The organism is Streptomyces mayonensis, from assembly GCF_018982965.1.
In the GTDB taxonomy this organism is placed as follows: Bacteria; Actinomycetota; Actinomycetes; order Streptomycetales; family Streptomycetaceae; genus Streptomyces; species Streptomyces mayonensis.
Map to the genome: position 1 here is coordinate 1 of NZ_JACBYP010000050.1, position 23,623 is coordinate 23,623.

22 protein-coding genes are annotated in these 23,623 nt (G+C 73.2%); 6 read left to right on the plus strand and 16 right to left on the minus strand.

From position 1 onward, the window contains the following. Nucleotides 1-151: 151 nt before the first annotated feature. The 4 genes from HZS56_RS19815 to HZS56_RS19830 all read right to left on the minus strand — a co-directional run bounded on the left by HZS56_RS19815 (nucleotide 152) and on the right by HZS56_RS19830 (nucleotide 4,848). The gene (locus HZS56_RS19815; RefSeq protein WP_216722060.1) at nucleotides 152-1,246 is read right to left on the minus strand and encodes an LLM class flavin-dependent oxidoreductase; all 1,095 of its coding nucleotides are present in this window, start codon (nucleotides 1,244-1,246) and stop codon (nucleotides 152-154) included. Nucleotides 1,247-1,340: 94 nt separating this feature from the next. Continuing rightward, complete coding sequence (locus HZS56_RS19820) at nucleotides 1,341-2,138, minus strand: amino acid ABC transporter ATP-binding protein (protein WP_301543051.1); 798 nt, start codon at nucleotides 2,136-2,138, stop codon at nucleotides 1,341-1,343. After that, complete coding sequence (locus HZS56_RS19825) at nucleotides 2,135-3,994, minus strand: FAD/NAD(P)-binding protein (RefSeq protein ID WP_216722061.1); 1,860 nt, start codon at nucleotides 3,992-3,994, stop codon at nucleotides 2,135-2,137. Before HZS56_RS19825 ends, HZS56_RS19820 begins: the two co-directional genes overlap by 4 nt. Next, entirely contained in the window at nucleotides 3,991-4,848 is an 858-nt protein-coding gene (locus HZS56_RS19830; protein ID WP_216722062.1) for an amino acid ABC transporter permease, read from the minus strand. Before HZS56_RS19830 ends, HZS56_RS19825 begins: the two co-directional genes overlap by 4 nt. Before the next feature lie 466 nt (nucleotides 4,849-5,314). On the opposite strand from HZS56_RS19830, the gene HZS56_RS19835 reads away from it, so the two are divergent. Continuing rightward, on the plus strand, nucleotides 5,315-6,262 hold the full coding sequence (locus HZS56_RS19835; RefSeq protein WP_216722063.1) for an ABC transporter substrate-binding protein: 948 nt from the start codon (nucleotides 5,315-5,317) through the stop codon (nucleotides 6,260-6,262). A gap of 7 nt (nucleotides 6,263-6,269) precedes the next feature. Here the strand turns inward: HZS56_RS19835 and HZS56_RS19840 are convergent, their stop codons facing one another. Next, entirely contained in the window at nucleotides 6,270-7,463 is a 1,194-nt protein-coding gene (locus HZS56_RS19840) for a DUF5685 family protein (protein ID WP_216722064.1), read from the minus strand. Between the two features lie 287 nt (nucleotides 7,464-7,750). Here HZS56_RS19840 and HZS56_RS19845 point away from each other — a divergent pair, with 287 nt between their 5' ends. Further along, nucleotides 7,751-8,188 carry a cell division protein SepF gene (locus tag HZS56_RS19845; protein ID WP_216722065.1) on the plus strand — a complete coding sequence of 146 codons (438 nt, stop codon included), beginning with the start codon at nucleotides 7,751-7,753 and terminating at the stop codon, nucleotides 8,186-8,188. Nucleotides 8,189-8,232: 44 nt separating this feature from the next. On the opposite strand, the gene HZS56_RS19850 is transcribed toward HZS56_RS19845, so the two are convergent. Together HZS56_RS19850 and HZS56_RS19855 are read right to left on the minus strand one after the other, a co-directional pair. Next, on the minus strand, nucleotides 8,233-9,426 hold the full coding sequence (locus tag HZS56_RS19850; protein ID WP_216722066.1) for an acyl-CoA dehydrogenase family protein: 1,194 nt from the start codon (nucleotides 9,424-9,426) through the stop codon (nucleotides 8,233-8,235). A gap of 204 nt (nucleotides 9,427-9,630) precedes the next feature. Then, nucleotides 9,631-11,250 carry an MFS transporter gene (locus HZS56_RS19855; RefSeq protein WP_216722067.1) on the minus strand — a complete coding sequence of 540 codons (1,620 nt, stop codon included), beginning with the start codon at nucleotides 11,248-11,250 and terminating at the stop codon, nucleotides 9,631-9,633. Between the two features lie 284 nt (nucleotides 11,251-11,534). Between HZS56_RS19855 and HZS56_RS19860 the strand changes: the two genes are divergently transcribed. After that, nucleotides 11,535-12,722, plus strand: coding sequence for a mannosyltransferase family protein (locus tag HZS56_RS19860; RefSeq protein WP_216722068.1), 1,188 nt, complete (start codon nucleotides 11,535-11,537; stop codon nucleotides 12,720-12,722). 272 nt (nucleotides 12,723-12,994) lie between these two features. Further along, nucleotides 12,995-14,014 carry a phosphatase PAP2 family protein gene (locus tag HZS56_RS19865; RefSeq protein ID WP_216722069.1) on the plus strand — a complete coding sequence of 340 codons (1,020 nt, stop codon included), beginning with the start codon at nucleotides 12,995-12,997 and terminating at the stop codon, nucleotides 14,012-14,014. A gap of 10 nt (nucleotides 14,015-14,024) precedes the next feature. Here HZS56_RS19865 and HZS56_RS19870 read toward each other — a convergent pair whose 3' ends face one another. After that, nucleotides 14,025-14,240: an I78 family peptidase inhibitor gene (locus HZS56_RS19870; RefSeq protein ID WP_216722070.1), complete on the minus strand. Its 216-nt coding sequence runs from the start codon at nucleotides 14,238-14,240 to the stop codon at nucleotides 14,025-14,027. Nucleotides 14,241-14,523: 283 nt separating this feature from the next. Beyond that, nucleotides 14,524-15,351 (minus strand): hypothetical protein, encoded by an 828-nt coding sequence (locus HZS56_RS19875; RefSeq protein WP_216722071.1) that lies wholly within the window; start codon nucleotides 15,349-15,351, stop codon nucleotides 14,524-14,526. Nucleotides 15,352-15,687: 336 nt separating this feature from the next. On the opposite strand from HZS56_RS19875, the gene HZS56_RS19880 reads away from it, so the two are divergent. Continuing rightward, complete coding sequence (locus HZS56_RS19880; protein ID WP_216722072.1) at nucleotides 15,688-16,521, plus strand: DUF8842 C-terminal domain-containing protein; 834 nt, start codon at nucleotides 15,688-15,690, stop codon at nucleotides 16,519-16,521. 76 nt (nucleotides 16,522-16,597) lie between these two features. Next, a complete protein-coding gene (locus HZS56_RS19885) occupies nucleotides 16,598-16,897 on the plus strand; it encodes a hypothetical protein (protein ID WP_216722073.1) in 300 nt (99 codons plus the stop codon). Between the two features lie 144 nt (nucleotides 16,898-17,041). Here HZS56_RS19885 and der read toward each other — a convergent pair whose 3' ends face one another. The 7 genes from der to HZS56_RS38745 form a co-directional block, all read right to left on the minus strand. Then, nucleotides 17,042-18,523 (minus strand): ribosome biogenesis GTPase Der, encoded by a 1,482-nt coding sequence (der, locus tag HZS56_RS19890; RefSeq protein ID WP_216722074.1) that lies wholly within the window; start codon nucleotides 18,521-18,523, stop codon nucleotides 17,042-17,044. Between the two features lie 76 nt (nucleotides 18,524-18,599). Then, a complete protein-coding gene (locus HZS56_RS19895) occupies nucleotides 18,600-19,247 on the minus strand; it encodes a lysophospholipid acyltransferase family protein (RefSeq protein WP_216722075.1) in 648 nt (215 codons plus the stop codon). Beyond that, nucleotides 19,244-19,939: a (d)CMP kinase gene (gene cmk / locus HZS56_RS19900; RefSeq protein WP_216722076.1), complete on the minus strand. Its 696-nt coding sequence runs from the start codon at nucleotides 19,937-19,939 to the stop codon at nucleotides 19,244-19,246. Before cmk ends, HZS56_RS19895 begins: the two co-directional genes overlap by 4 nt. 288 nt (nucleotides 19,940-20,227) lie before the next feature. After that, a complete protein-coding gene (locus tag HZS56_RS19905) occupies nucleotides 20,228-21,313 on the minus strand; it encodes a prephenate dehydrogenase (RefSeq protein WP_216722077.1) in 1,086 nt (361 codons plus the stop codon). Continuing rightward, nucleotides 21,310-21,672: a chorismate mutase gene (gene aroH / locus HZS56_RS19910; protein ID WP_216722078.1), complete on the minus strand. Its 363-nt coding sequence runs from the start codon at nucleotides 21,670-21,672 to the stop codon at nucleotides 21,310-21,312. The genes HZS56_RS19905 and aroH overlap by 4 nt, the downstream gene beginning before the upstream one ends. A gap of 133 nt (nucleotides 21,673-21,805) precedes the next feature. Further along, nucleotides 21,806-22,825, minus strand: a complete 1,020-nt coding sequence (locus HZS56_RS19915) for an ADP-ribosylglycohydrolase family protein (protein ID WP_216722079.1) — start codon at nucleotides 22,823-22,825, stop codon at nucleotides 21,806-21,808. Next, complete coding sequence (locus HZS56_RS38745; RefSeq protein ID WP_216722080.1) at nucleotides 22,822-23,580, minus strand: NUDIX hydrolase; 759 nt, start codon at nucleotides 23,578-23,580, stop codon at nucleotides 22,822-22,824. Before HZS56_RS38745 ends, HZS56_RS19915 begins: the two co-directional genes overlap by 4 nt. Between the last annotated feature and the right edge of the window lie 43 nt (nucleotides 23,581-23,623).

Here is a 23,623-nt window from a genome sequence, read left to right on the forward strand (position 1 = left end):
GCCCGGACCCCCTCCGCCTTCACCCGTCCCGCCCGCGGCCCCTCCGTCTTCCTCCCTTCCGCCTTCGACCGTCCCGCCTGCGTCCGGTGCGGCTTCGTCCGCATCGGCTTCGGCTGCACCGGCTTCGGCTGCATCGGTTCTTCCGGTCCGGTCATGACGCTCCCTGCGCGACGGCGTACTGGTTGGCGGGCCGGGCCAGGTCCAGGTGGTCCCGGAGCGTGCTGCCCGGGTAGAAGGTGCGGAACAGTCCCCGGTGCTGGAGCAGGGACACGGTGCCGTTGACGAGGCGTTCCAGGTCACGGCGCGGCTCGACCGGGGCGAGGTGGAAGCCGTCGACGGTGCCCTCGCGGTGCCAGGCGGTGATCAGTTCGGCCAGGTCGACGGGGCCGCCCCGGTACAACGGGCCGCGCGGTGTGGGGCGGGGGCCGCCTCCGCCGTGGCCGGGAGCGGCCGCGTACTCGCCGTCGCCGAGGTCGACGTCCAGGGCGGCGAGGACTCGCAGGCCGTCCGGGTCGCGGCCGTGCGCCGCCGCGGACGCCCGCAGGCCGGCCCGCACCTCGGCGGCCTGGGCGGGGTGCGCGGTGCGGACGAGGGCCACGTCGGCGTACCGGGCGGCGACCGCACGCGCCGGCCGCGCGGTGGCGTCGACGAGGCGTACGGGATGGCCCTGCGGGGGGCGCGGCACGGTCGAGGGGCCCCTGACCGAGAACGCCGAGCCGGTGAAGTCGACGTGGTGCAGCTTGTCCCGGTCGACGAGGCGGCCGGTGGCCACGTCCCGGATCCGGGCGCCGTCCTCCCGGCTGTCCCACAGGCGCGCCGCCACGTCGGCGGCCTCGCCGGCCTCCCGCCACAGCACGTCGGCGGGCGCGGCGTGCCGCCGGCCGAACAGGCGGGCCTCGCCCTCGGTGGTGGACACCTCGATCCGCCAGCCGGCCCGGCCCCGGCTGACCCAGTCGAGGGTGGCCACGGCGGCCTGGACGTGGAAGGGCTCGGTGTGGGTGGTGGTGACGGTGGGGACCAGGCCGACGCGCCGGGTCACCGGCGCCACCCGGGACAGGACGGAGAGCGCGTCGGGGCCGGGACGGGCGAAGGCGTCGTCCAGGGTCACGAAGTCGAGCGCACCCCGTTCGGCGAGCCGCGCGGCCTCCAGGTACTCGCCGGCGTCGTACACCGACCGCCGGTCGAGGGCGGCGGCCAGGTGCAGCCGCCGGCGGCCGGTGGAGGGAGCGGGGGTCGCAGGGGTCATGTGAGGGTCGTCCTCTTTCACGGGTCCTTCTCGGTCCTTCTCGGTCCTTCTCGGTCCTTCTCGTCGGGCGCTTCGGGGCCGCCTCGGGGCCGGCTCAGAGCACCTTGGAGAGGAACGCCCGGGTGCGTTCGTGCCGCGGGCGGTCCAGTACGTCACCGGGCGGGCCCTGTTCGACGATGCGTCCGTCGTCCATGAAGACCACCGTGTCGGCGACCTCGCGGGCGAAACCGATCTCGTGCGTGACGACGATCATGGTGGTGCCCCGGCGGGCCAGGTCCTTGATGACGTCGAGGACCTCGCCGACCAGTTCCGGGTCGAGTGCGGACGTCGGCTCGTCGAACAGCAGCAGCCTCGGCTCCAGGGCGAGCGCCCGCGCGATGGCCACCCGCTGCTGCTGTCCGCCGGACAGGTGCCGCGGGTAGGCGGTCTCCTTGTCGGCGAGGCCCACCCGCTCCAGCAGCCGGCGGGCCGCCTCGACGGCCTCGCGGCGCGGGCGTCCGAGCGCGGAGACCGGCGCCTCGGTGATGTTCTCCAGGACGGTCAGGTGCGGGAAGAGGTGGAAGTTCTGGAAGACGAAACCGATCCGCGTGCGCTGCTTGAGCACCTCGCGCTCGGGCAGTTCGCGCAGCCGGTCGCCGGTGCGCCGGTAGCCGATGAGGACGCCGTCCACGCTGATCACGCCCCGGTCCACCTTCTCCAGGTGGTTGACGGTGCGCAGCAGCGTCGACTTCCCGGATCCGGAGGGCCCGAGGACCACGGTCACCTCGCCGGTGCGTACGGTGAGGTCGATGCCCTTGAGCACGTGGAGCGGACCGAAGCTCTTGTGCACGGACCGGATGTCGACCATGACACCCGTGCCGCCGGGGACTTTCGTGCCGTTCGGGACGCTCATCGGGAGGACTCCTCGAGCTGGGGAGGGTGCGGTGCCGCGGATCCGCCGGGCGCCCGCAGGAAGGTCAGTACGGCCCGTGCGGTGGCGTCGTTCTGCCGGAAGGCGACTCCGCCGGTACGGGGCCGCGTGAAGGCGCCCGAGCCGCGCGCGTCGGTGTGCGGGCCGAGCGCGAACCGGCGCGGGTGCGGCCGGCCGTCCCGGTCGAGGACCCGTCCGTCGGTCCGGTCCACGGCCAGCAGCCCGTCCGGCGTCGCCGCGGCGCCGTCGGCGTGCAGCGCGCGCAGCAGCGGGTCGCGGGACCGCTCGACGGTGGGGTGCGGCAGCCGCGCCTCGACCAGGGTCCGCGCCTCCACGACGGTGCCCGGCACTCCGGCGCCGCTCGCCCGGAACACCCCGTCCTCGGTCCTGACCGACATCCCGGCGCCGAGGAAGCGCACCACACCGGCCCTGGACAGAGCGAGCAGTTGCCGCAGCCGGGGCCCGGGCGGACCGGAGGCGAGGTAGCTGAAGAAGCCGTGCCACCAGCCGCCGATGTCGCCGAGGCGGACCAGTTGCCCGTAGACGGAGAGCAGGGCGAGGAAGACGGCCAGGTCGGGGCTGTGTGCCGGGTCGTGGCGGCGCCGCAGGTCGGCCTCGACGTACCGGCGCAGTCCTTCCTGGAGTTCCCCGGGTGAGCCGTACCGGATCCCGTCGAGGGGGCGGTCGAGCGCGGCGAGGTCCAGCCGGTCGGCCGGGTCGGGCACGGCGGCGGCGACCAGGACGGCCCGCTCGGCAGGTCCCGCGGTGGCGTACCGCGCCTCGAAGGCCGCCCAGTCGCCGGTGACCCGCTCGGGGTGGGCGGTGAAAAGGCGGTGGTAGTGGGCGAAGCCCAGTTCCTTCTCGACCAGCGGCCACACGTCCCGGCGGAAGTCGAAGCCGTCCGGCCGGGCCAGGAGCGCGTCGGTCTCGGCGGGCCCGAAGAACCTCGGCAGCGGCGGCCGGTCGCCCGTCCAGTCGTAGCCGATCTTCGCGTGGTACGGCACTCCGCGCCGCGAACCGGCGTACAGCACCGGCTCCCGTCCGGAGGGCACGTACGTGTCGCCGTCGTAGCGGCCGCCCCTGCCCTCGGTCAGCAGCACCATCAGGTCGACGAAGGCCAGGCCGAGGCCGCGCACGAGGACCGGCTCCCCCGGCCGCAGCCCGGACAGGTCGCTGTCGGCGGTGAAGTCCGGCTGGAGGTGGAGCAGGTTGTGCTCGCGGGCGTACGCGGACAACTCCCGCTGCTCGTCGTCGGGTTCGGCGTCGAGGTGGCCGAGGGTGAGGACGACCAGGTCGGCGAGGAGAGGTCGTTCACGGCCCCGGAGCCAGACCCGCTGGCGTTCACCGGGCGAGCCGTCGACGCGCACCGCGTGGCGTGCGTGGTGGTGGACGGCGACGTCCGGGGGCAGCTGCGCGACGGCGCGCTCGTACACCCAGCGCAGGTAGCCGCCCTGGGTCCGGCGGTCGGCGAAGGTGCTGCCGTCCAGGCCCGCCCACTCGTGCAGGGTGGGCCCCGGCCGTACCGGGCCGGCCATCTCGACCGTGTCGTCGGTGAACATGGTGACGTCCTCGGCGTGCGAGTTCATCCACAGCAGCGGCGACTGCTCCGCGCGCCAGATGCGCCCGGCACCCGGCGGGTGCGGGTCCACGAGGTGGATGTCGAGACCGCAGCCCGCGTACAGCTCGGCGGCGTTGGCGGCTATGCGCTCCAGCAGTCCGGTACCGCGCGGCCCGGCGCCGACGACGACCAGCGCGGGGCGGGTGCCGGACGCCTCAGGGCTGCCGGACACGGGACGGGCTCCGGGCACGGGACGGGCTCCGGGCACGGGACGGCTCATCGCGTGCGCTCCGTGCCGCGGGCGTAGTGCTTCTCGACGTAGTACTGGCCGACGCCGAGCAGCGAGGTGACGACGGTGTACCAGACGGTGGCCACCATCAGCAGCGGGATGACCTGGTAGGTGCGGTGGTAGACGAGCTGCACCGAGTAGAGCAGGTCCTGCACGGCGATGACGCTGACGATGGAGGTGCCCTTGAGGGTGCCGATCAGCATGTTCCCGGCCGGCGGCACGATGGAGCGCATGGCCTGCGGGAGCACGATCCGCCGCCAGCGGCGCCACCGGCTCAGCCCGAGCGCCTGCGCGGCCTCGATCTGGCCGCGGTCCACGGCGAGGATGCCGCCGCGCACCACCTCGGCGGCGTACGCGGCCTCGTGCAGGGTGAGGCCGATGACCGCGACGGTGACCGGGCCGAGCAGGTCGACGGTCTTCACACCGAGGATCTGCGGGTAGAGGGCGCCGATGTTGAACCACAGCAGCAGTTGCACCAGGATCGGTATCGACCGGAACAGCCACACGTAGCCCCAGCTCACCGCGCGCAGCACGGGGTTGGCGGAGAGCCGGAACGCGGCGAGCAACGTGCCCAGCGCGAAGCCGAGGACCATGACGACGGCGGTCAGCCACAGGGTGAGCCACAGGCCACGCAGGACGGCGTCCGAAGTGAACCAGTCAGCGACGACGCCCCACTGGAACGCGTCGTTGCGCAGCACGGAGTTGACGGCGAGACCGAGGAGGACCAGGACGACGACGGCGGCCGTCCACTGGCCGAGACGGCGTTGCGGGACGATCCGCGGGAGGTCCGCACCGTCCGGTGTCTCCGGTACGGCGGCGGACTTGGTGAGGGTGTCGGAGGACATGCGAAGGCTCCGTGACATCGAGTCAGTCGGACACGGTGGGTGGTGCCTTCACACGGCCGAGCCCCTCAGCAAGGCCGTCCGCCGAGAGTACGGGGGCACTTCGCCCCGCTGTCAAGGCTGTCCACACTGTGAGCAGCCCGTCTCAGGTCGTTGACGCGGAACCGGATGCCTGTTCCACTTGGCCCATGCATCCGCAGCAGTGGCTGGTCACGCGCTCCCACATCGACTTCGGTCGAGTGTGGTCCTGTTCCTGTTGAGCCGACCCCGCTGCCTGCCCTGACCGCCTGACCCGCCGGGGACCTCCCGGGCTCTCGCCGTTCTCCGGCCACCCGTTTCCCAGGTCACCCGTACCTCCGGCCACCCGTGCCGTCGGCCGCCGGTTTCTCCCACGCTGTCCCGCACCGCCTTCACACGCGCCCTCCCCTCGCGCCGTTCCCCGCCTCCGGCCTCAGGAGACCCACTGACCATGCGTACGCCCACGCGTGCCCGAAAAGGGCTCTTCGCCCCCTCCGTCCTCCTCGTCTCGGCGGCCCTCCTGCTCTCCGCCTGCGGCTCCGGCGATCCCGCCGCGGACGCCGCGGGGGCGGCGGGCGGTCCCGACGCGATCCCGACCGCGGACGTCGTCTCCGGCATCGGCGAGAACGCGGACGCCGTGAAGCTGCTGCCGCCCGGCACCAGCGAACTCACCCTCGCGGTCAGTGTCAGCGGCAACCCGCCGGGCAACGCCTACCTGCCCGACGGCAAGACGCTGACCGGCCAGGACGTCGACTTCGCGCATGCCGTCGGCAACGCCCTCGGCATCTCGCTCAGGACCGAGCAGGCCTCCTTCGAGGCGATCCTGCCCGCCCTGGACAGCGGCAAGTTCGACATCGGCGCCAGCAACTTCGGGGTGACCGAGGAGCGGCGCAGGACCATCGACTTCGTCACCTACATCAACGACGGCCAGGGCTTCGCCGCCCGCGAGGACAGCGAGTTGTCCGAGGTCACCGACTTGAAGCAGCTGTGCGGCCGGAAGGTGGCGACCGGTGCGGGCACCACCTTCGAGGCGACCCTGGAGGAGAGCCGGCACCTGTGCACGGACGCGGGTGACGATGCCTACACCGTGCAGACCTACAGCGAGCCGGGCGCGCTGTGGTCCTCGCTCCAGCAGGGCCGCAGCGACATCGTGATGTCCACGATCAACGGCCTGCGCTACGCGGTGGCCCACCAGCAGGGGCTGAAGTTCCTGAACGAGTTCCACCGCCTGGACGTCGGTTTCGCCCTCAAGAAGGGGTCGAAACTGGCGCCCGCCCTGCAGACCGCGGTGAACGGACTGATCGCCGACGGGACGTACGCCCGGATCCTGAAGAAGTGGGACACGACGGAGTCGGCGATCGAGAAGTCCGAGATCTCACCCCCGGAGCTGACGGGGTGACGGGCGCTCAGCAGCTGCACCCGCAGTCGCAGCCGTCGCAGCAGCAGCTGTCGCCGCAGTTGCTGCAGCAGTCGCAGCACTCGCAGCAGTCCCCGCAGCTCCCGCAGTCGCAGTTGGAGCACAGGCCTTCCTTGCGCTGACCGCTCCACGGGTCGTGGTAGGTGCCGCAGCACATCTGGCAGGTGCAGGCCAGCCCGACCCACACGGCGCACCCCGCGAGCAGCCCGCGCCGGTTGCGACGGGGCGGCTCCGGGGGCGTCGGCCCGCCGGGGCCACCGGGCGCACCCGGGGTACCGGGCGCACCGGGAGGGGCGTACGGATGGTTGCCGTGGGCGCACGCCACGGTGCCGAACGCGCGGTTGACCGATTCGCGCAGCTCGTGCACGAGCAGCCGGTGCACCAGCCGCCCGTCGCCGAACTCCGCCTCGCGCAGCGCGAGCCGCACCCCGTGCACGGCGTCGTCCGCGAGTCTCCGGGCCTCGGTGAGCGGTGTCCCGGTGGCGGTGAGCGGGTTCCAGGCACCGGAGGCGGCGTCGGACTCCCGGTCCTCCACGGCGTCCAGGAGGTGCGCGAGCCGGCCGAAGAGGCGCCCGGCCTCGGCCAGCGGCCCGGCGTTCTCCGGGCGTCCGGCCAGATGCGCGGTGTGCGCGAAGGCGGCGGCGGTCGCGGTCTCGGTCGGCTCGGTGACGGTGAGCAGCGGTGTGCCGGGCCCCGCGAGCGCCTCGATGCCGCCCTGCCGGTCCACGGCGTCGACCAGTACGGCGGTGTCGAAGCCGACGGCACCTCCGCCACGCGCTCCGGCCGCGTCCCAGCCGGTGGCGATCCGGCGGGCGGCGAGCGCCACCGGCCTGCGGGCCAGCAGCCCGTCCCGGTCGGCGACGTGGTCGCGCACCTTGGCCGAGGCCAGCACCAGCGAGACGGCCGCCGCGAGCCGGGCGCCCTCGCCGTGGGCGACGGACGCGGTGCGCATCCCCCGCAGCGGGCAGGGCCCGGCGGTGCGCCGGCCGGCCCCCGCGCCGCCCGCCGCGGCCTGAGCCTCCGTCAAGACCGATATGAGCAGCCCGTCATAGTTCGTCACGATGCGCGCGAACTGTCCGTGATCCTTGCGGAGCGCGAGGCACAACCCGCACAAATGCGCCATCCACTGGCTCGTGAGGCTCTCCCCGAGCCGGTGCCTGCACGGCCTGACTATTCCGAACACCTTGTTCCCCCGTGGTGGATGCGACCCTGAGCTGCGGCATCGTACCGACCGCGGCGTTCACCCGTACGCACCCGCCCTCACCCGTACGCCGAGAAGAATCATATTTCACTCACAGTCAGCATCCGTTTGGGAAACGACCCTTGGGACACAAGGACTCTCGACGTATTGGCTGTGCACCAGTACCGTCACAAACCCCCCGCGCGGCGTCTATCCACTTGGCGCGACGTCCGCATCATGGATGACCATAGATGCGGAAGCACGAATGACCGCTGTGAGAGGAGGCGTCCATGGGATCGGTACGCAAGGCGAGTGCGTGGCTCGGCCTCGTCGACGACAACGATGACGAGCGTTACTACGACGACGACTACTCCGAGGGCAACGAGCCCGGCGACGCCTGGGTCACCGACCCGCGCGTCAAGGTGGCCTCGGACGTGGCCGAGGAGAGGGGCCGGCGCATCGCGACCGTCACCCCGGACAGCTTCCGGGACGCGCGGTCCATCGGCGAGCTGTTCCGGGAGGGGGTCCCGGTCATCGTGAACCTGACGGCCATGGAGGGGGCCGACGCCAAGCGCGTGGTCGACTTCGCCGCCGGGCTGATCTTCGGTCTGCGCGGTTCGATCGAGCGGGTCTCCACCCGGGTGTTCCTGCTGAGCCCGGCCGACACCCAGGTCATCAGCGGCGAGCCCGCCGCCCACCGTTCCGACGGCTTCTTCAACCAGAGCTGAGGCGGGGCCGCACACCACGGCCCCGCCCCACCCCCGCCGGGCTCCTACCGGAAGGCGTCGAGTCCGGTGAGCGCCTTGCCGAGCACCAGCTGGTGCATCTCGACGGTGCCCTCGTAGGTGAGCACCGATTCCAGGTTCGTCGCGTGCCGCATCACGGGGTACTCCAGGGAGATCCCGTTGGCGCCGAGAACCGTGCGGGCCGTACGGCAGATGTCGATGGCCTCGCGCACGTTGTTGAGCTTGCCGAAGCTGACCTGCTCGGGACGGAGCCGGCCGGCGTCCATGCGCCGCCCGAGGTGATGGGCGAGCAGCATCCCCTTGTGCAGTTCGACCGCCATGTCGGCGAGCTTGGCCTGGGTCAGCTGGAAGCCGCCGATGGCCCGCCCGAACTGCTCCCGCGACTTCGCGTACTCCAGGGCCGCCTCGAAGGAGCTGCGGGCCGCGCCCATCGAGCCCCAGACGATCCCGTACCGCGCGTGCGAGAGACAGCTCAGCGGCCCCCGCAGCCCCGTCACCTCCGGCAGTACGGCATCGGCGGGCAGCCGTACGCCGTCCATGACCAGCTCGCTGGTGACGCTGGCCCGCAGGGACCACTTGTGCCTGATCTCGGGGGCGGAGAAACCGGCGCTGTCGGTCGGGACGACGAAGCCCCGGACGCCCTCCTCGGTCTGCGCCCAGACGACCGCGACGCCGGCCACCGAGCCGTTGGTGATCCACATCTTGCGCCCGTTGAGCACCCAGTCGCCGCCCGCGTCCCGCTCGGCGCGGGTGCGCATGCCCGCGGGGTCTGAGCCGTGGTCGGGTTCGGTGAGGCCGAAGCAGCCGATGACCTCACCGGAGGCCATGCGCGGCAGCCACTGCTGCTTCTGCTCCTCGCTGCCGAAGCGGTGGACGGCGTACATGGCGAGGGAGCCCTGCACGGAGACGAGGGAGCGGATGCCGGAGTCGGCCGCCTCCAGCTCCAGACAGGCGAGGCCGTACTGCACGGCGCTCGCGCCGGCGCAGCCGTAGCCGGTCAGCGACATGCCGAGCGCGCCGATCGAGCCGAGTTCGCGCGCCAGCTCCCGGACGCCGGGCAGCTCGCCCTTCTCGTACCAGTCCGCCACGTGCGGCAGTACGCGGTCGGCGGCCCAGTCCCGCACGGTGTCCCGGATCGCCAGGTCCTCCGGTCCGAGGAGGTCGTCGAGACCGAGGGGATCGGCGGGATCGAACGCGGGCAACTTGGGGGACGCGGCCATGGGACACCCTCCGGGCTCCGGGACGAAGAAAACTAGCACTGCTAGTCACGGCTCTCGTGCCGACGTTACGATGCGCCGCTCCGCACGTCCACCATGAGCGTCCCACGTCCACCGTGTCCGTCGCCCCACATCACCGTGTCCGTCGCCCGCCCTGTGAACACGGTCACGCGGTCACCCTGTGAACACGGTCGCCCGGTCACGCGGTCACGCGGTCACGCGCGACTCCACCGCGTCCCGGGGCGCGTCCCGTGGCGCCGGTACCGCCACCGCCTCCTCGCCCTCGCACTGCATCGCCCGCGGCAACCGCAACGCCATCACCGCCCCCAGCAGCAACAGCGCCGCACTCACCACCAGCGTCACGTGCAGCCCGTGCACGAACGCGTCCCCCGCGGCCCGCCGCAGGGCGACCCCCGCGGGTCCCCCGAGCTGCCCGGCGATCTCGTAGGCCTCCCCCAGCGAATGCCCCGCCGCCGAGGACGCCGACGCCGGCACCCCGGGCACGCCGCCGGTCAGCCCGGGGGCGTACGCCGCGTTCATCACGCTGCCCAGCAGGGCGATCCCGATGCCCGCGCCCAGCTGGTACGAGGTCTCGCCGATCGCCGCCGCTCCCCCGGACTGCTCCTGCGGGGCCTCGCTCAGCATCGACTCGTACGCCCCGAACAGCGTCGTCTCCAGCCCGAAACCGAGCAGGACGAACCCGGACAGCAGCAGCGCGGAGTTGTCCTCCCGGCCCATCGCCGTCAGCAGTCCCACCGCGAACGCGGTCAGGCAGAACCCGGCGCACACCATCAGACGCGGCCCGAACCGCCGCAGCATCCGCGCCCCCGCCAGCCCCGCCGCCATCGCCGCGAACGTCAGCGGCAGCAGCCGCAGCCCCGTCTGCAGCGGGGACAGGCCGAGCACCAGCTGCAGGTACTGCGCCGCGATCAGCTCCAGACCCACCAGCGCCAGCATCGCCAGCACGATGCACCCCACCGACGTGCTGAACGCCGGGCGCCCGAACATGCGCAGGTCCACCAGCGGGTACGTACGACGCCGCTGCCGCCGTACGAAGCCGGCCAGCAGGGCCGCGCCCAGCAGCAGCGGGAGCAGCGTGAACGGGCTCGCGACCGGCTCGCCGCCGCCCAGCCGCTTCACGCCCAGGACGACGCCGAACAGTCCGGCCGCGGCCATCAGCGCGCCGACCACGTCCCAGGGCCCGCGGCCGTCGCCCTTCGACTCGGGCAGCAGCAGCCGCCCCACCGGCAGGCTGACCAGCATCAGCGGGATGTTGACGAGGAAGACCGAACCCCACCAGAAGTGTTCGAGGAGGAAACCGCCGAGCAGCGGCCCGACCGCCGCGCCGACCGCGGCCACGGCGCTCCAGATGCCGATGGCCAGCGCCCGCTCCCGCCGGTCGGGGAAGACCTGGCGCAGGATCGACAGGGTGGCCGGCATGATCATCGCGCCGCCGACGCCGAGCAGCGCACGGGCCGCGATCAGCACCTGGGGGCCGGTGGCGAGCGCGGCGAGCGCGGAGGCGACGCCGAAGAGGGCGTAACCGAGCAGCAGGACCCGCCTGCGGCCGACCCGGTCGCCCAGCGTGCCGAAGAGGATCAGCAGCGAGGCGCAGACGAGCGGGTAGACGTCGACGATCCAGAGCAGTTCGATCGCGCCGGGCCTGAGGTCCTCGGTGACCGCGGGGACCGCCACGTGCAGCACGGTGGCGTCGACGGCGACGAGCAGCAGGCTGACGCAGAGGACGACCAGGACGACCCAGCGGTTGGCACCGGCCCCGGCCGCCCGACGGCGCAGCGCTGCGGCGGCCGTGGTCGTCCCGGACATGTACGTACCTCCAAGATGTTCCCCCGCGTCCGGCAGGCTGCGCGGGGCGGGGACTCCCCTGCGGCTCGGCCGGAAGAGGAGCGGGGTCTCCGGGCCGTGCGACGGAACGCGAGTGACTCGTCAGGTTACGCGAGACCCGGCGCGGCACACGTGGCGGGTCTCACACATCACACGTCACCCCACGCGTCACCCGTGTGGCGTGCGCCACTGGAACCGCAGCGGTACGGGGGCCGCGGGCGCCCCGGCCGCCGTACCGCTGCGGGGCCCGGCAGATAATCGAGCCCGTGACCGATCTCGAGACGCGCACGGCGGGCCGCCCGGGTGCCCTGCACCGGGCGGCCCCGGCGCTCCTCGGCTACGCGGCCGTACGCGCCCTGGGCCTGCTCGCCCTGGCCATGTGGAGCGCCGCACGCGACAAGAGCGCGTACACGCTGCTGACGGCCCGCTGGGACTCCCTCTGGTACACCAGGGTCGCCGAGCTGGGTTACGGCTACGAGGTGCGGCTGCCGAACGGCGACGTGCACTCCAACCTGGCGTTCTTCCCGCTGCTGCCCTGGCTGGAGCGGCTGGGCGCGGCGGTGGGGCCGCTGTCGTACGCCGACGCCGGGTTCACGGTCTCGCTGCTCGCCTCGCTCGCCGCGGCCTGGGGGATCTTCGCCGTGGCGGAGCACGTGTACGACCGCCGTGTCGGCGTGTGCGCGGTACTGCTGTGGGCGGTGCTGCCGGTCGGGGTCGTGCAGTCGATGGCGTACAGCGAGTCGCTGTTCACGGCACTGGCCGCGTGGTCGCTGTACGCGGTGCTGACCGGGCGCTGGGTGACCGCCGGAATCCTGGCCGCGCTGGCCGGGCTGACCCGCCCGGTGGGACTGGCGGTGACGGCGGCGGTGTGGGCGGCGGGGGTCGTGGCCTTCCGGCGGGACAGGAGCGGCGCCGGCGCGGACGGCGCCCACGGCCGGCCGCACGCACCCGCCGAGGGCGCGCGGCGCGTACTCGGCGTGGTGCTCGCCCCGCTGGGCGCCGCCGGGTACGTGCTGTGGGTCGGTCACCGCACCGGCGGCGGCCCGCTCGGCTACCTCGACGTACAGGCCGGCTGGCGCAACGGCTTCGACGGGGGCGTGGCCTTCGCCCGTTTCGTCGCGGAGAAGCTCACCTCGTTTCCGGCCGCCCTGGCCGGCGTCGGGCTGATCGCCGGGGTCGCCCTCCTGGTCCGGCTGTACGTGGTGGGCGTACGGCAGCGCCAGCCGCTCGCGCTGCTGGTGTACACGGGGATCGTCGTCGTCCTCGCCCTGTGCGCGTCGAGCTACTTCGGCTCCAAGCCGCGGCTGCTGCTGCCGGCCTTCCCGCTGCTGCTGCCGCTCGCCGGGGCCCTGGCGCGGGCGCGGACCTCCAGGTCGGCGGCGGTGGTGTGCGGGGTCGCGGTGGCGTCGGCGGTCTACGGGGCGTTCTGGCTGAACGGCTCCGGCCCGCCCTGACCGACCGGCACCGCACCGGTGCGATGCCGGTGTCCGCCGGTGCGGCGCCGGTGTCCGCGGGGATAATTCCGCACCAGCATTCGGTGAACGAATTCATAAGCCCGATAAAACCGCCGACCGGGCCGATCAAAGTAATTGAAGTCCGCACCGCTCGGGGATTTCGCATTAGCGGGAGATAAAGCCGCCTCCTGAGAGCAATCCCACATCACATCGTCATCACAAAGCCGTTGATTCGGCCGGGATCACTCCTCACTCGCTGTAACGTCGATTGGGTGCGTACCGAACGGAAGGCCACCCGTCTGGACCGGGTGTTCGCGAGACTGGACCGGGAGCCGGAACGACCGGAGCTCCTGGACGTGCCGGAGATGTCCCGGCACAGGTTCGCGCTGTTCGCCGCGACCCTCGCGTTCTACGTCGCGATCGTGTGGGCCGTGCTGATCACCTCGTGGCTGGTCCGGCTGGACTGGCAGGTCATGTTCTTCCGGCCCTACCAGCAGTGGCCGGAGATCCACGCGTTCGTCGACTACTACGTGGTCCTCGGCCAGCGCGGGCCGACCGCCGTGATGGTCGCGGCCTGGCTCGGCTGGCGCTCCTGGCGGCAGCACACCCTGCGCCCGCTGCTCGCGCTCGGCGTCTCGCTGCTCCTGCTGAACGTCACCGTCGGTGCCGCCAAGTACGGCATGGGCCGCCTCGGACCGCACTACGCGACCACCATCGGCGCCAACGAGATGTGGCTCGGCGGCGATATATTTCCGAGCGGTCACACCGCGAACGCCGTCGTGACCTGGGGCATCCTCGCCTATCTGGCCTCGACCCACCGAACCCGGCGCTGGCTGTCCGCGGTCTCCGCGGTCACCTCGCTCGGGGTGGGCATGTCCACCGTCTACCTCGGTACGCACTGGCTCAGCGACGTGCTCCTCGGCTGGGCGGCCGGGCTGCTGATCCTGCTGGCGCTGCCCTGGTTCGAGCCGCTGATCACCCGCGCCGAGGCGTGGATCCTCGGCGTCCGCGACCGCTGGTACGCCCGCCGCGGCCGCGCGGCGGAGACCAGGCGGCCGGCCGGTACGCCCGCCGCCCCCGCGCCGCCCGCCTCCGGCCGTCCGCAGGCTCCGGCCCGGGAGCCGGTCGCCGCGCCCCGTACCGCCCGGGCCCCGGTGCACCTGGCCCAGGGCCCGCACACGGCCCGCTCGGACCGTACGCCGCTGACTCCGGCGGGCAGCCGCAGGCCGCCGCACGCCGACCGCCACGCGCGCAGCTCCGCCCCGGCCGCACGCCCCGTGTCGGGCGGCTGAGATCCGGGCGTCAGCCCTTCCAGGCCCGGGTCACCCGGCCGTCCTCCACCTCGAAGTTGAGGCGGCCCACGCGGTACTCCATGGTGATGACCGTGCCCGGTGCCAGTGACCGCACGGTGGACCAGCCCCGTTCCCTCGCCAGCCGTTCGGCCGTCTCCGAGCCGAGGCCCACGTAGGCGTCGGGACTGTCCTGGGGTTCGGCCGGGGGTGTCGGAATCGGTGCCATGCCGCCACGCTATGCCCTGCCCCCTGAGCGGGGAAGCCCAGAACGGCCGAGGGCCACTCCCGTGCACCTACGGTCACATTTCTGTCACAGGATCATGGTGCGCGTTTTGCTGCAACTCCGTCACACGGACGGACGGTTTTGTGAGCGCTCCGCGGGCGCGGTCCGTTAATTCCCGGGCGTCACGACAACCCTCGAATAAACGGTCGGAAAAACGTTCCGAAGCGTCTGCCGGACACCCCCGCATTCCAGAGCCGTACCCCGCGGACAGCCGTGTCCGCGGCCGTCACGGCTCCAGAGGGGCGACGGTCAGCGCCAGGTCGTTGTCCCCCGTGTAGCGGGGACCGACCGCCACGGGACCGTACGGGGTCTCCAGACGCACGCGCGGATACGGGAGAACGGGCTGCTTGTCGGCGACGTCGTCGAGCAGCCGCGCCAGCCGCACGAGCGGGCCGGACTCGCCCGCCGGCCGCAGCCACACGTCCCACACGCCCGGCGTCAGGGTGTCGTACGGCACGGTGAAGGCGAACTCGGTCCGCCCGGCCACCACGTCCGGCCTCCGCACGCCGCCCGCGAAGGCGCCCGGCCGGGCCCGCAGCTCGGCGTACGCGCCGGGGGCGAACGGGATGCCGTACACCCGCCCGCGCACGGCCAGGCCGCCGCCTTCGGGACGCAGCTCCGCCACCTCGGCGTGCGGGGCCCGCAGCCAGCTGCGGACGGTGAGGTTGCCCTGCCGGGTGGCGTACGGGATGCGGACGGCGACGTGTCCCTGCGGCCCGCCGGGGGTGCGGTCGGCCAGAGGGCTCAGGTCGGTGACGCCCGGCACCAGGCGGCGCGGTTCGCCGTCGGCCAGCAGCGCGTAGGCGTCCCAGCGGCCCTCGGGCAGGGCCACGCTGCTGGGCAGCGCGGCACGCAGCCGGCCCTCGGCCGCCGGGGCCAGCGGCAGGCTGACCGTGTCGTCGGCGGCGGCGACGGCATGGTCGGCGCGGCGGCGCAGGACGAGCAGCGCCGCCCCGGTGGTACCGCGCGCGGCGACGTCGAAGGTCAGACCGCCCGCGGAGTCGCCGATGCAGTCGGCGCGCAGCGGAGCGGCCGGCGGGGCCGACGGCGTCATGCGGTGCTGTTCCTCCCTGGGTCTCGTGTCGTCCGGTTAGACCCAGAACCCTGCCTTCTGGTTGTTCGTGTCCCATTGCGATGTGGTCACGAGCACATGAGCTGCTCACATTTCCCGCCCGTCCGGCCACCCGCTTCGGTCTGCGATTTCCTGATTTGTCGACCAGACGGCAAGGCGACTCGCGCCCGGGGAGGCGGCGTCGGCACCCTTCCGTCGCCCGTGGGGCGTTACTCCCGCCGCAGATCACCCGTTGTCCATGCATGAGCCGGGGACCCGCCCGGACCACGGACCGGGAGCCGCCCGGTCCGGCCACGCACCGCACCGAGGGAGCCACCCGTGCCGCGCATGCTCGACGTCGGCGACGACGTACGCGCCGAGATCGGCGACGAAGAAGCCGACCGCCTGCTCGCCGGGGACTCCGCCCCGGGCAGCTACGACTGCACGTCCTGCCGCACCCCGGGCGACTGCGAGCAGGAGCGCACCAGCACCGTTCTCTTCATCGGCGACGAGACCGCGGTCCTCGCCTTCGCCCACGCCGGCTGCCTGCCCTCGCAGGTCGTCAAGGTCACCGAGGAGCAGCTCCAGGGGGCCGTCCGGTCCATCAGCGCCGACCAGGCCGCCCCGGGTACCGAGTCCGCGGCCTCTGCGGCCTCCGCGGCCCCTGCCGCCCCCGCCGCCCCGCAGAAGGCCGTGCCCGAGCAGGCCGTGCTCGGGGTGACCAGTGGGCTGATCCTGATCTCCGGGGAGCTGCACCCGGCCCTGGTGGTGGAGCCGACCGCTCCCATCGCGCGGCCCGGCACGACCGGCGCAGGCGACGACTTCCTGCCGCTGCTCATCGAGCAGGGGTTCATGCCGGTCACCGAGCTGTCCGCCGCACCCTCCGTCCTGCACGGCTGGTCCGTACTGCTCGCGATGGGGCAGCTGCACGCGGTGCTGCAGCCCGGGACCGACGGCGGCCGCCCGGTGGCCTGGTGGCAGGCGCACCAGCCGCTGCAGGTGACCGAGGGCTGGCGCACCGCGGCCAACAAGCACCAGCAGGTGCTGATGTTCGCCGCCCCCGTCGGGTCGATCGGCCGCCAGCCGCGCGAGGACCTGCTGCGGGACGCGCTGGACAAGGCTGCGGCGAACGGGCAGCTGGTCGCGGCGGCGCTGCCGCTGGCCGGCACCTGATCGGTTTCACACGGGTGCCGGGCGGCCGCGGCCGCCTGGGCCGCATCCCTTCCCGCGCGGGTTCGTTTGGACATACGTGTACGCATACGACGCCTTCCACCGCCACGGTGGCCCCTCGGCCACGCCGATCTACGACGCGCTCGCCGCCGAGTACGTCAGGTCCTTCCGATCGCTTCCGGGCGATCGCAGCGGTGAGGAGGAGCTGGGATTCACGGCCTTCAGGAGCATGCCGCGCGGCAGGGGCCCGCACGGCGGCTCCTACAGCGGCTCGTACAGCGCCTACAGCGCGGGGGCCCAGAGTGCCCGCGTCGGCCAGCAGTCGGTGTGGCAGCGCGTCCCGGCCGCGCTGCCGCCGGCACCGCGCTCGGGCACCTGAGGTCCGCTCCGACGAGCGACGAGAGCGGGCGTCCCCGGCCGGGGACGCCCGCTCTCGTACGTCTGCGCGCGAGGTACGCCCGCGCGGCCGCTGCTTCTCCTAGTTCTCCTACTTCTTCTGGTTCTTCTGGTTCTTCTGGTTCTTCTACTTCTTCTTGGCGCCGCGCTTCTCGCGCACCCGCACGGAGATATGGATCGGCGTCCCGTCGAAGTCGAACTCCTCGCGCAGCCGGCGCTCGATGAAGCGCCGGTAGCCCGCCTCGATGAAGCCGGAGGCGAAGAGCACGAACCGCGGGGGCTTGGTGCCCGCCTGGGTGCCGAAGAGGATGCGCGGCTGCTTGCCGCCCCGCACGGGGTGCGGGTGGGCGGCGACCAGTTCGCCGAGGAAGGCGTTCAGCCGGCCCGTCGGGACGCGGGTCTCCCAGCCGGCCAGCGCGGTCTCGATCGCGGGGACCAGTTTCTCCATGTGCCGGCCGGTCTGCGCCGAGACGTTGACCCGCGGCGCCCACGCCACCTGGCCAAGCTCGGTCTCGATCTCCCGCTCCAGGTAGTAGCGGCGCTCCTCGTCGAGGGTGTCCCACTTGTTGTAGGCGACGACGATCGCGCGGCCCGCCTCGACGGCCATGGTGACGATCCGCTGGTCCTGCACCGAGATCGACTCGGAGGCGTCGATGAGGATGACGGCGACCTCCGCCTTCTCGACGGCGGCGGCGGTGCGCAGCGAGGCGTAGTAGTCGGCGCCCTGCTGGAGGTGGACGCGCTTGCGGATGCCCGCCGTGTCGACGAACTTCCAGGTCACCCCGCCCAGCTCGATCAGCTCGTCGACGGGGTCGCGGGTGGTGCCGGCGAGTTCGTTGACGACGACGCGCTCCTCGCCCGCCACCTTGTTGAGCAGCGAGGACTTGCCGACGTTCGGGCGGCCGATCAGGGCGATGCGGCGCGGGCCGCCGAGGCCGGACCCGCCGAAGGACTCGCGGGGTGCGTCCGGGAGCGCCTCGAGGACCTGGTCCAGCATGTCGCCGGTACCCCGGCCGTGCAGCGCGGAGACGGGGTGCGGCTCCCCCAGGCCCAGCGACCACAGGTAGGCGGCGTCGGCCTCGCCGCTCGGGCCGTCCACCTTGTTGGCGCACAGCACGACGGGCTTGCCGGCCTTGCGCAGCAGCCGTACGACCGCCTCGTCGGTGTCGGTGGCGCCGACCTTGGCGTCGACGACGAAGACGACGGCGTCGGCCGCCTCGATGGCGTACTCGGCCTGTGCGGCCACGGACGCGTCGATGCCGAGCACGTCCTGCTCCCAGCCGCCGGTGTCGACGACCTTGAAGCGGCGGCCGGCCCATTCGGCCTCGTAGGTGACGCGGTCGCGGGTGACGCCGGGCTTGTCCTCGACGACGGCCTCGCGGCGCCCGATGATGCGGTTCACCAGGGTCGACTTGCCGACGTTGGGGCGGCCGACGACGGCGAGGACCGGCAGCGGGCCGTGCCCGGCCTCCTCGATGGCGCCCTCGACGTCCGCCGGGTCAAAGCCCTCTTCGGCGGCCAGCTCCATGAACTGCGCGTACTCGGCGTCGCCGAGCGCCCCGTGGTCGTGCTCCCCGCCCGAGTCCTCGGAGTGGATGTGGTCGTTCATGAAGTCCGTACCTCGTTCATCGTGGTGATCGGTGGCGCACCCCTGTGTTCCGGGTGATCCACTACTCGAGTGTCGCTCAGCGCCCGGTGAGGCGCCTGGCGTTCTCCAGGTGCGCGGTGAGCTGTTTCTGGATGCGTTCGGTCGCCTCGTCCAGCGCCTTGCGGGTCCGTCGTCCGCTGCCGTCTCCCGCGTCGAAGGGGTCGCCGAAGACGACGTCGACCCGGGAACGCAGGGGAGGCAGCCCCTTTATCAACCGTCCGGGACGGTCGGTGCTTCCCAGCACGGCGACCGGCACGATCGGGGCGCCGCCGCGCACCGCGAAGTAGGCGAGCCCGGCGCGCAGCGAGGCGAAGTCGCCCTCGCCCCGGGTGCCCTCCGGGAAGATGCCCAGCACGCCGCCGCCGTCCAGGACGCCCAGGGCCTGAGCGATCGCCGTGCGGTCGGTGGAGTGCCGGTCGACCTTCAGCTGGCCGATGCCGGTCAGGAAGCGCCCGAGCGGGCCGACGAACGCCTCCTTCTTGATCAGGAAGTGTGTCGGCCTGGGCGCCACGCCCATGACCATCGGGCCGTCGATGTTGTGCGAGTGGTTGACGGCGTAGATCACCGGGCCGGTGGCGGGCACCCGCCAGGCGCCCAGTACGCGCGGCTTCCACAGCCCGTACATCAGGCCGACGCCGATGCGCCGTCCGACCTCGGCGCCCCGCGCCGACGCGACCTCGGTCACTTCCCGGCCCGCTTCTCCTCGACGAGGGTGACGACGCACTCGATGACCTGCGGGAGCGTCAGGGCGGTGGTGTCGACCTCGACCGCGTCACCGGCCTTGGCCAGCGGGGAGGCCTTGCGGCTGGAGTCGGCAGCGTCCCGCTTGATCAGGGCCTCGCGGGTGGCGTTGACGTCGGCGCCCTTCAGCTCGCCGCTGCGGCGGGCGGCGCGGGCCTCCGCCGACGCCGTGAGGAAGATCTTGAGGTCGGCGTCGGGCAGCACGGTGGTGCCGATGTCACGGCCCTCGACGACGATGCCGAGCGGCGCGGCGGCGGCGATGGTGCGCTGCAGCTCGGTGATCCGGGCCCGGATCTCGGGCACGGCGCTGACCGCGCTGACCTTGGAGGTGACCTCCTGGGTGCGGATCGGGCCGGCCACGTCCACGCCGTCGACCGTGATGGCCGGGCCCGCCGGGTCGGTGCCGGAGACGATGTCGGGCTTGCCTGCCGCGGCGGCGACGGCCTGCGGGTCGTCGGTGTCGATGCCGTTGCTGACCATCCACCAGGTGATCGCCCGGTACTGGGCGCCGGTGTCCAGGTAGCTCAGCCCGAGCTGCGCGGCGACGGCCTTCGACGTGCTCGACTTGCCCGTGCCGGAGGGGCCGTCGATGGCGACAATCACGGCCGGTACGGTCGGGGCGGCGCCGTTTTCCACGAGGGGACACCTTCCTGGTGCGGTGCGGTGGGTGGGGTGCGGGACGCGAGCGCGTCCCGCACAGGGCCTGTCCGGTGATTCCCGCCGTCCGCCCGGAGGGCGGGCCCGGCGGGATCTGGTGCGTGCGATCGCAGGGCGCCGGAGCGCCCCCGTGGCAGAGCCACGCGGGCGTTTCGGCAACGCCGCGAGCGTGCGGGCCGGGCGTCGCCGGGCAGGCGGGAATCACCGGACAGTCCCTAGGTTACCGGGCCCCACAGACCCCTCCGACAGGCGTCCGGAGGCCCGGGATCACTGCCGGATCGCCCAGCCCCGCTCCTTGAGGGCCGCCGTGAGCGCGGCGGCGGTCCGCGGTTCCACCATCAGCTGCACCAGACCCGCCTGCTGCCCGGTCGCGTGCTCGATGCGTACGTCCTCGATGTTGGCCCCCGCCCGTTCGGCGTCCGCGAAGATGCGGGCCAGCTGGCCGGGCTGGTCGTCGATGAGCACGGCCACGGTCTCGTAGGTCCGCGGGGCGGAGCCGTGCTTGCCGGGGACCCGGACCTGTCCGGCGTTGCCGCGCCGCAGCACCTCGGCGATGCCGGTGCCGCCCTCGCGGCGCTTGTCCTCGTCGGCGGACTGCAGGGCGCGCAGGGCCCGTACCGTCTCCTCCAGGTCGGCGGCGAGGTCGGTGAGCAGGTCGGCGACGGGCCCGGGGTTGGCGGAGAGGATGTCGATCCACATCCGCGGGTCGGAGGCGGCGATCCGGGTCACGTCGCGGATGCCCTGCCCGGACAGCCGTACGGCACTCTCCTCGGCGTGCTCCAGGCGCGCGGCGACCATGCTGGAGACCAGGTGGGGCATGTGGGAGACGAGGGCCACGGCGCGGTCGTGGGCGTCCGCGTCCATCACCACGGGCACCGCGCGGCAGTGCGAGACCAGCTCCAGGGCGAGGTTCAGCACCTCGGTGTCGGTGTCCCGGGTCGGGGTCAGCACCCACGGGCGGCCCTCGAAGAGGTCGGCTGTGGCGGCCAGCGGGCCGGACTTCTCGCGGCCCGACATGGGGTGGGTGCCGATGTACGCCGACAGGTCGAGCCCGCGCGCCTCCAGTGCACGCCGGGGGCCGCCCTTGACGCTGGCCACGTCGAGGTACCCGCGGGCGAGCCCGCGGCCCATGGCGTCGGCGAGCACGTCGGCGACCAGGGCCGGCGGGGCGGCGACGACCGCGAGGTCGACCGGTGTCTCGGGGGCCCGGTCGGTGCCGGCGCCGAGGGCGGCGGCGGTGCGGGCCTGTTCGGGGTCGTGGTCGGCCAGGTGGACGGCGACCCCACGGGCGGTGAGGGCGAGGGCGGCGGAGGTGCCGATGAGGCCGGTGCCGATGACGAGTGCGGTTCTCACTGGGCGATGTCCTTGCGCAGGGCCGCGGCGGCACCGAGGTAGACGTGGGCGATCTCGGCACGGGGCCGGTCGGACTCGATGTGGGCGAGGACCCGCACGACGCGCGGCATGGCGCCCTCGACGTCCAGCTCCTGGGCGCAGATCAGCGGTACGTCGGTGATGCCGAGCCCGCGGGCGGCGGCGGCCGGGAAGTCGCTGTGCAGGTCGGGAGTGGCCGTGAACCACAGGCTGATCAGGTCCTCGGGCGTCAGCCCGTTGCGTTCCAGGAGGGCGGTCAGCAAGGCCGCGACCTGCTGGTCCATGTGCCCGGCTTCGTCCCGGTCCAGTTGGACGGCGCCCCGGACCGCTCGTACCGCCACGGCGATGCTCCTTGCTGACGTGCCTGTCGCTTCTTGGTGCGTCCAGCGTAGTCAGCCCGGCGCGCGGCGGTCCGGGGCGCCCGCCTCCTGAGACACCGGGCGTCCCGGGACCGCCGCACCGCCCCGCGGCTGCTCAGGCGTCCCAGAGCGCTCCGAGCGCCAGCAGGTCGCCCCGGTACTCGATGCGGTCCGCCCAGTCGGCCGGCCAGGCGTCGGCGCCCAGGTGGGCTCCGGCGAAGGCGCCCGCGAGGCACGCGATGGAGTCGGAGTCGCCGCTGGTGCAGGCGCCGCGGCGCAGGGCGGTCAGCGGCTCGTCGACGAAGAGCAGGAAGCAGAGCAGCCCGGCCGCCATGGCCTCCTCGGCGATCCAGCCCTCGCCCACGGCCAGGCAGGGGTCGGTCTCGGGCGAGGCGGTGCGCACGGCCTCCTGGAGCCGGTCGAGTATCGCCAGGCACTCGTCCCAGCCGCGCGCGGCGAAGTGCCCGGGCGCCGGGTCCTGGGCGCGGGTCCACAGGTCGCCGAGCCAGCGCTCGTGGTAGCGGGTGCGGTTGTCGTAGGCGTACGAGCGCAGCAGTCCGACGAGGCCGGTGGGTTCGGCACCCTCGGCGAGCAGCCGTACGGCGTGGGCGGTGAGGTCGGAGGCGGCGAGGGCGGTGGGGTGCCCGTGGGTGAGCGCGGACTGCAACTGGGCTGCGCCCGCCCGCTGTTCGTCGCTGAGCCCCGGCACGAGCCCGAGGGGCGCGACGCGCATGTTGGCGCCGCAGCCCTTGGAGTGGATCTGGCTGGCGTCCTGCCAGGGGCGGTCCGGCCGCTCCAGGAGGTCGCAGGCCCTCAGGCAGGTGTTTCCCGGGGCACGGTTGTTCTCGGGTGAGCGGTTCCAGGCGATGAACTCCTGCCGTACGGGTTCGGTCATCCCCTCGGGCGCCAGGACTCCCCGGTCCATGGCCGTGCGCAGCCCCTTGCCGAGCGCCAGCGTCATCTGCGTGTCGTCGGTGACGAAGGCGGGGTCGGGCAGTGCCATCCCCCGCCACGGCCCGCACTTGGCGAGGATCGACGGGACATCGTTGAACTCCGTGGGAAACCCCAGCGCGTCGCCGAGGGCCAGACCGGTGAGCGCTCCGGTGGCGGCGCGCTTGGGAGCGGTGGTGGTCATGCGGGGCGTCCTTCCCGAGGGGTGCGGAGCAGGGGCGGGTGCAGGGTGGTGGCGGGGCCCGCGCGGTACAGGGCGGCGGGCTTGCCGCGGCCTCCGGTCAGGCGGGCGGCGCCCTGGACGGGCTCGACGAAGCCGGTGGTGGCGAGGACCTTGCGGCGGAAGTTGGGCCGGTCCAGGGCTGTGCCCCACACCGTCTCGTAGACCTGCTGCAGCTCGCCGAGGGTGAACTCGGCCGGGCAGAAGGCGGTGGCCAGGCAGGTGTACTCCAGCTTGGCGCCGACGCGGTCCCGGGCGTCGGCCAGGATCCGGTCGTGGTCGAAGGCGAGGCCCTGGGCCGCGTCGTACGGCACCCAGCGGGCGTCGGCCGCGTCACCGCCGCCGTGCGGTTCGAGCGCAGCGGGGTGGGTGTCCCCCCGGACGGAGTTTTGGGGAGGGTCCGGGAGCAGCGCGGCGAAGGCCACGGACACGACCCGCATGCGGGGGTCGCGGCCGGGCTCGCTGTAGGTGCGCAGCTGCTCCAGGTGCAGTCCGGTCACGTCCGCGAGGCCGGTCTCCTCGGCCAGTTCCCGGCGGGCGGCCGTCTCCGCCGACTCCTCGGGGAGCAGGAAGCCGCCGGGCAGTGCCCAGCGGCCGGCGTACGGCTCCTGGCCCCGCTCGACGAGCAGCACGTGCAGTGCGCCCGCGCGCAGGGTGAGGACGGCGAGGTCGACGGTGACGGCGAAGGGTTCGAAAGCGTGCTTGTCGTAGCCGCGCACGAACACCCACCCCCTTTAATAGTCTCTACGACTATAAAGAGGG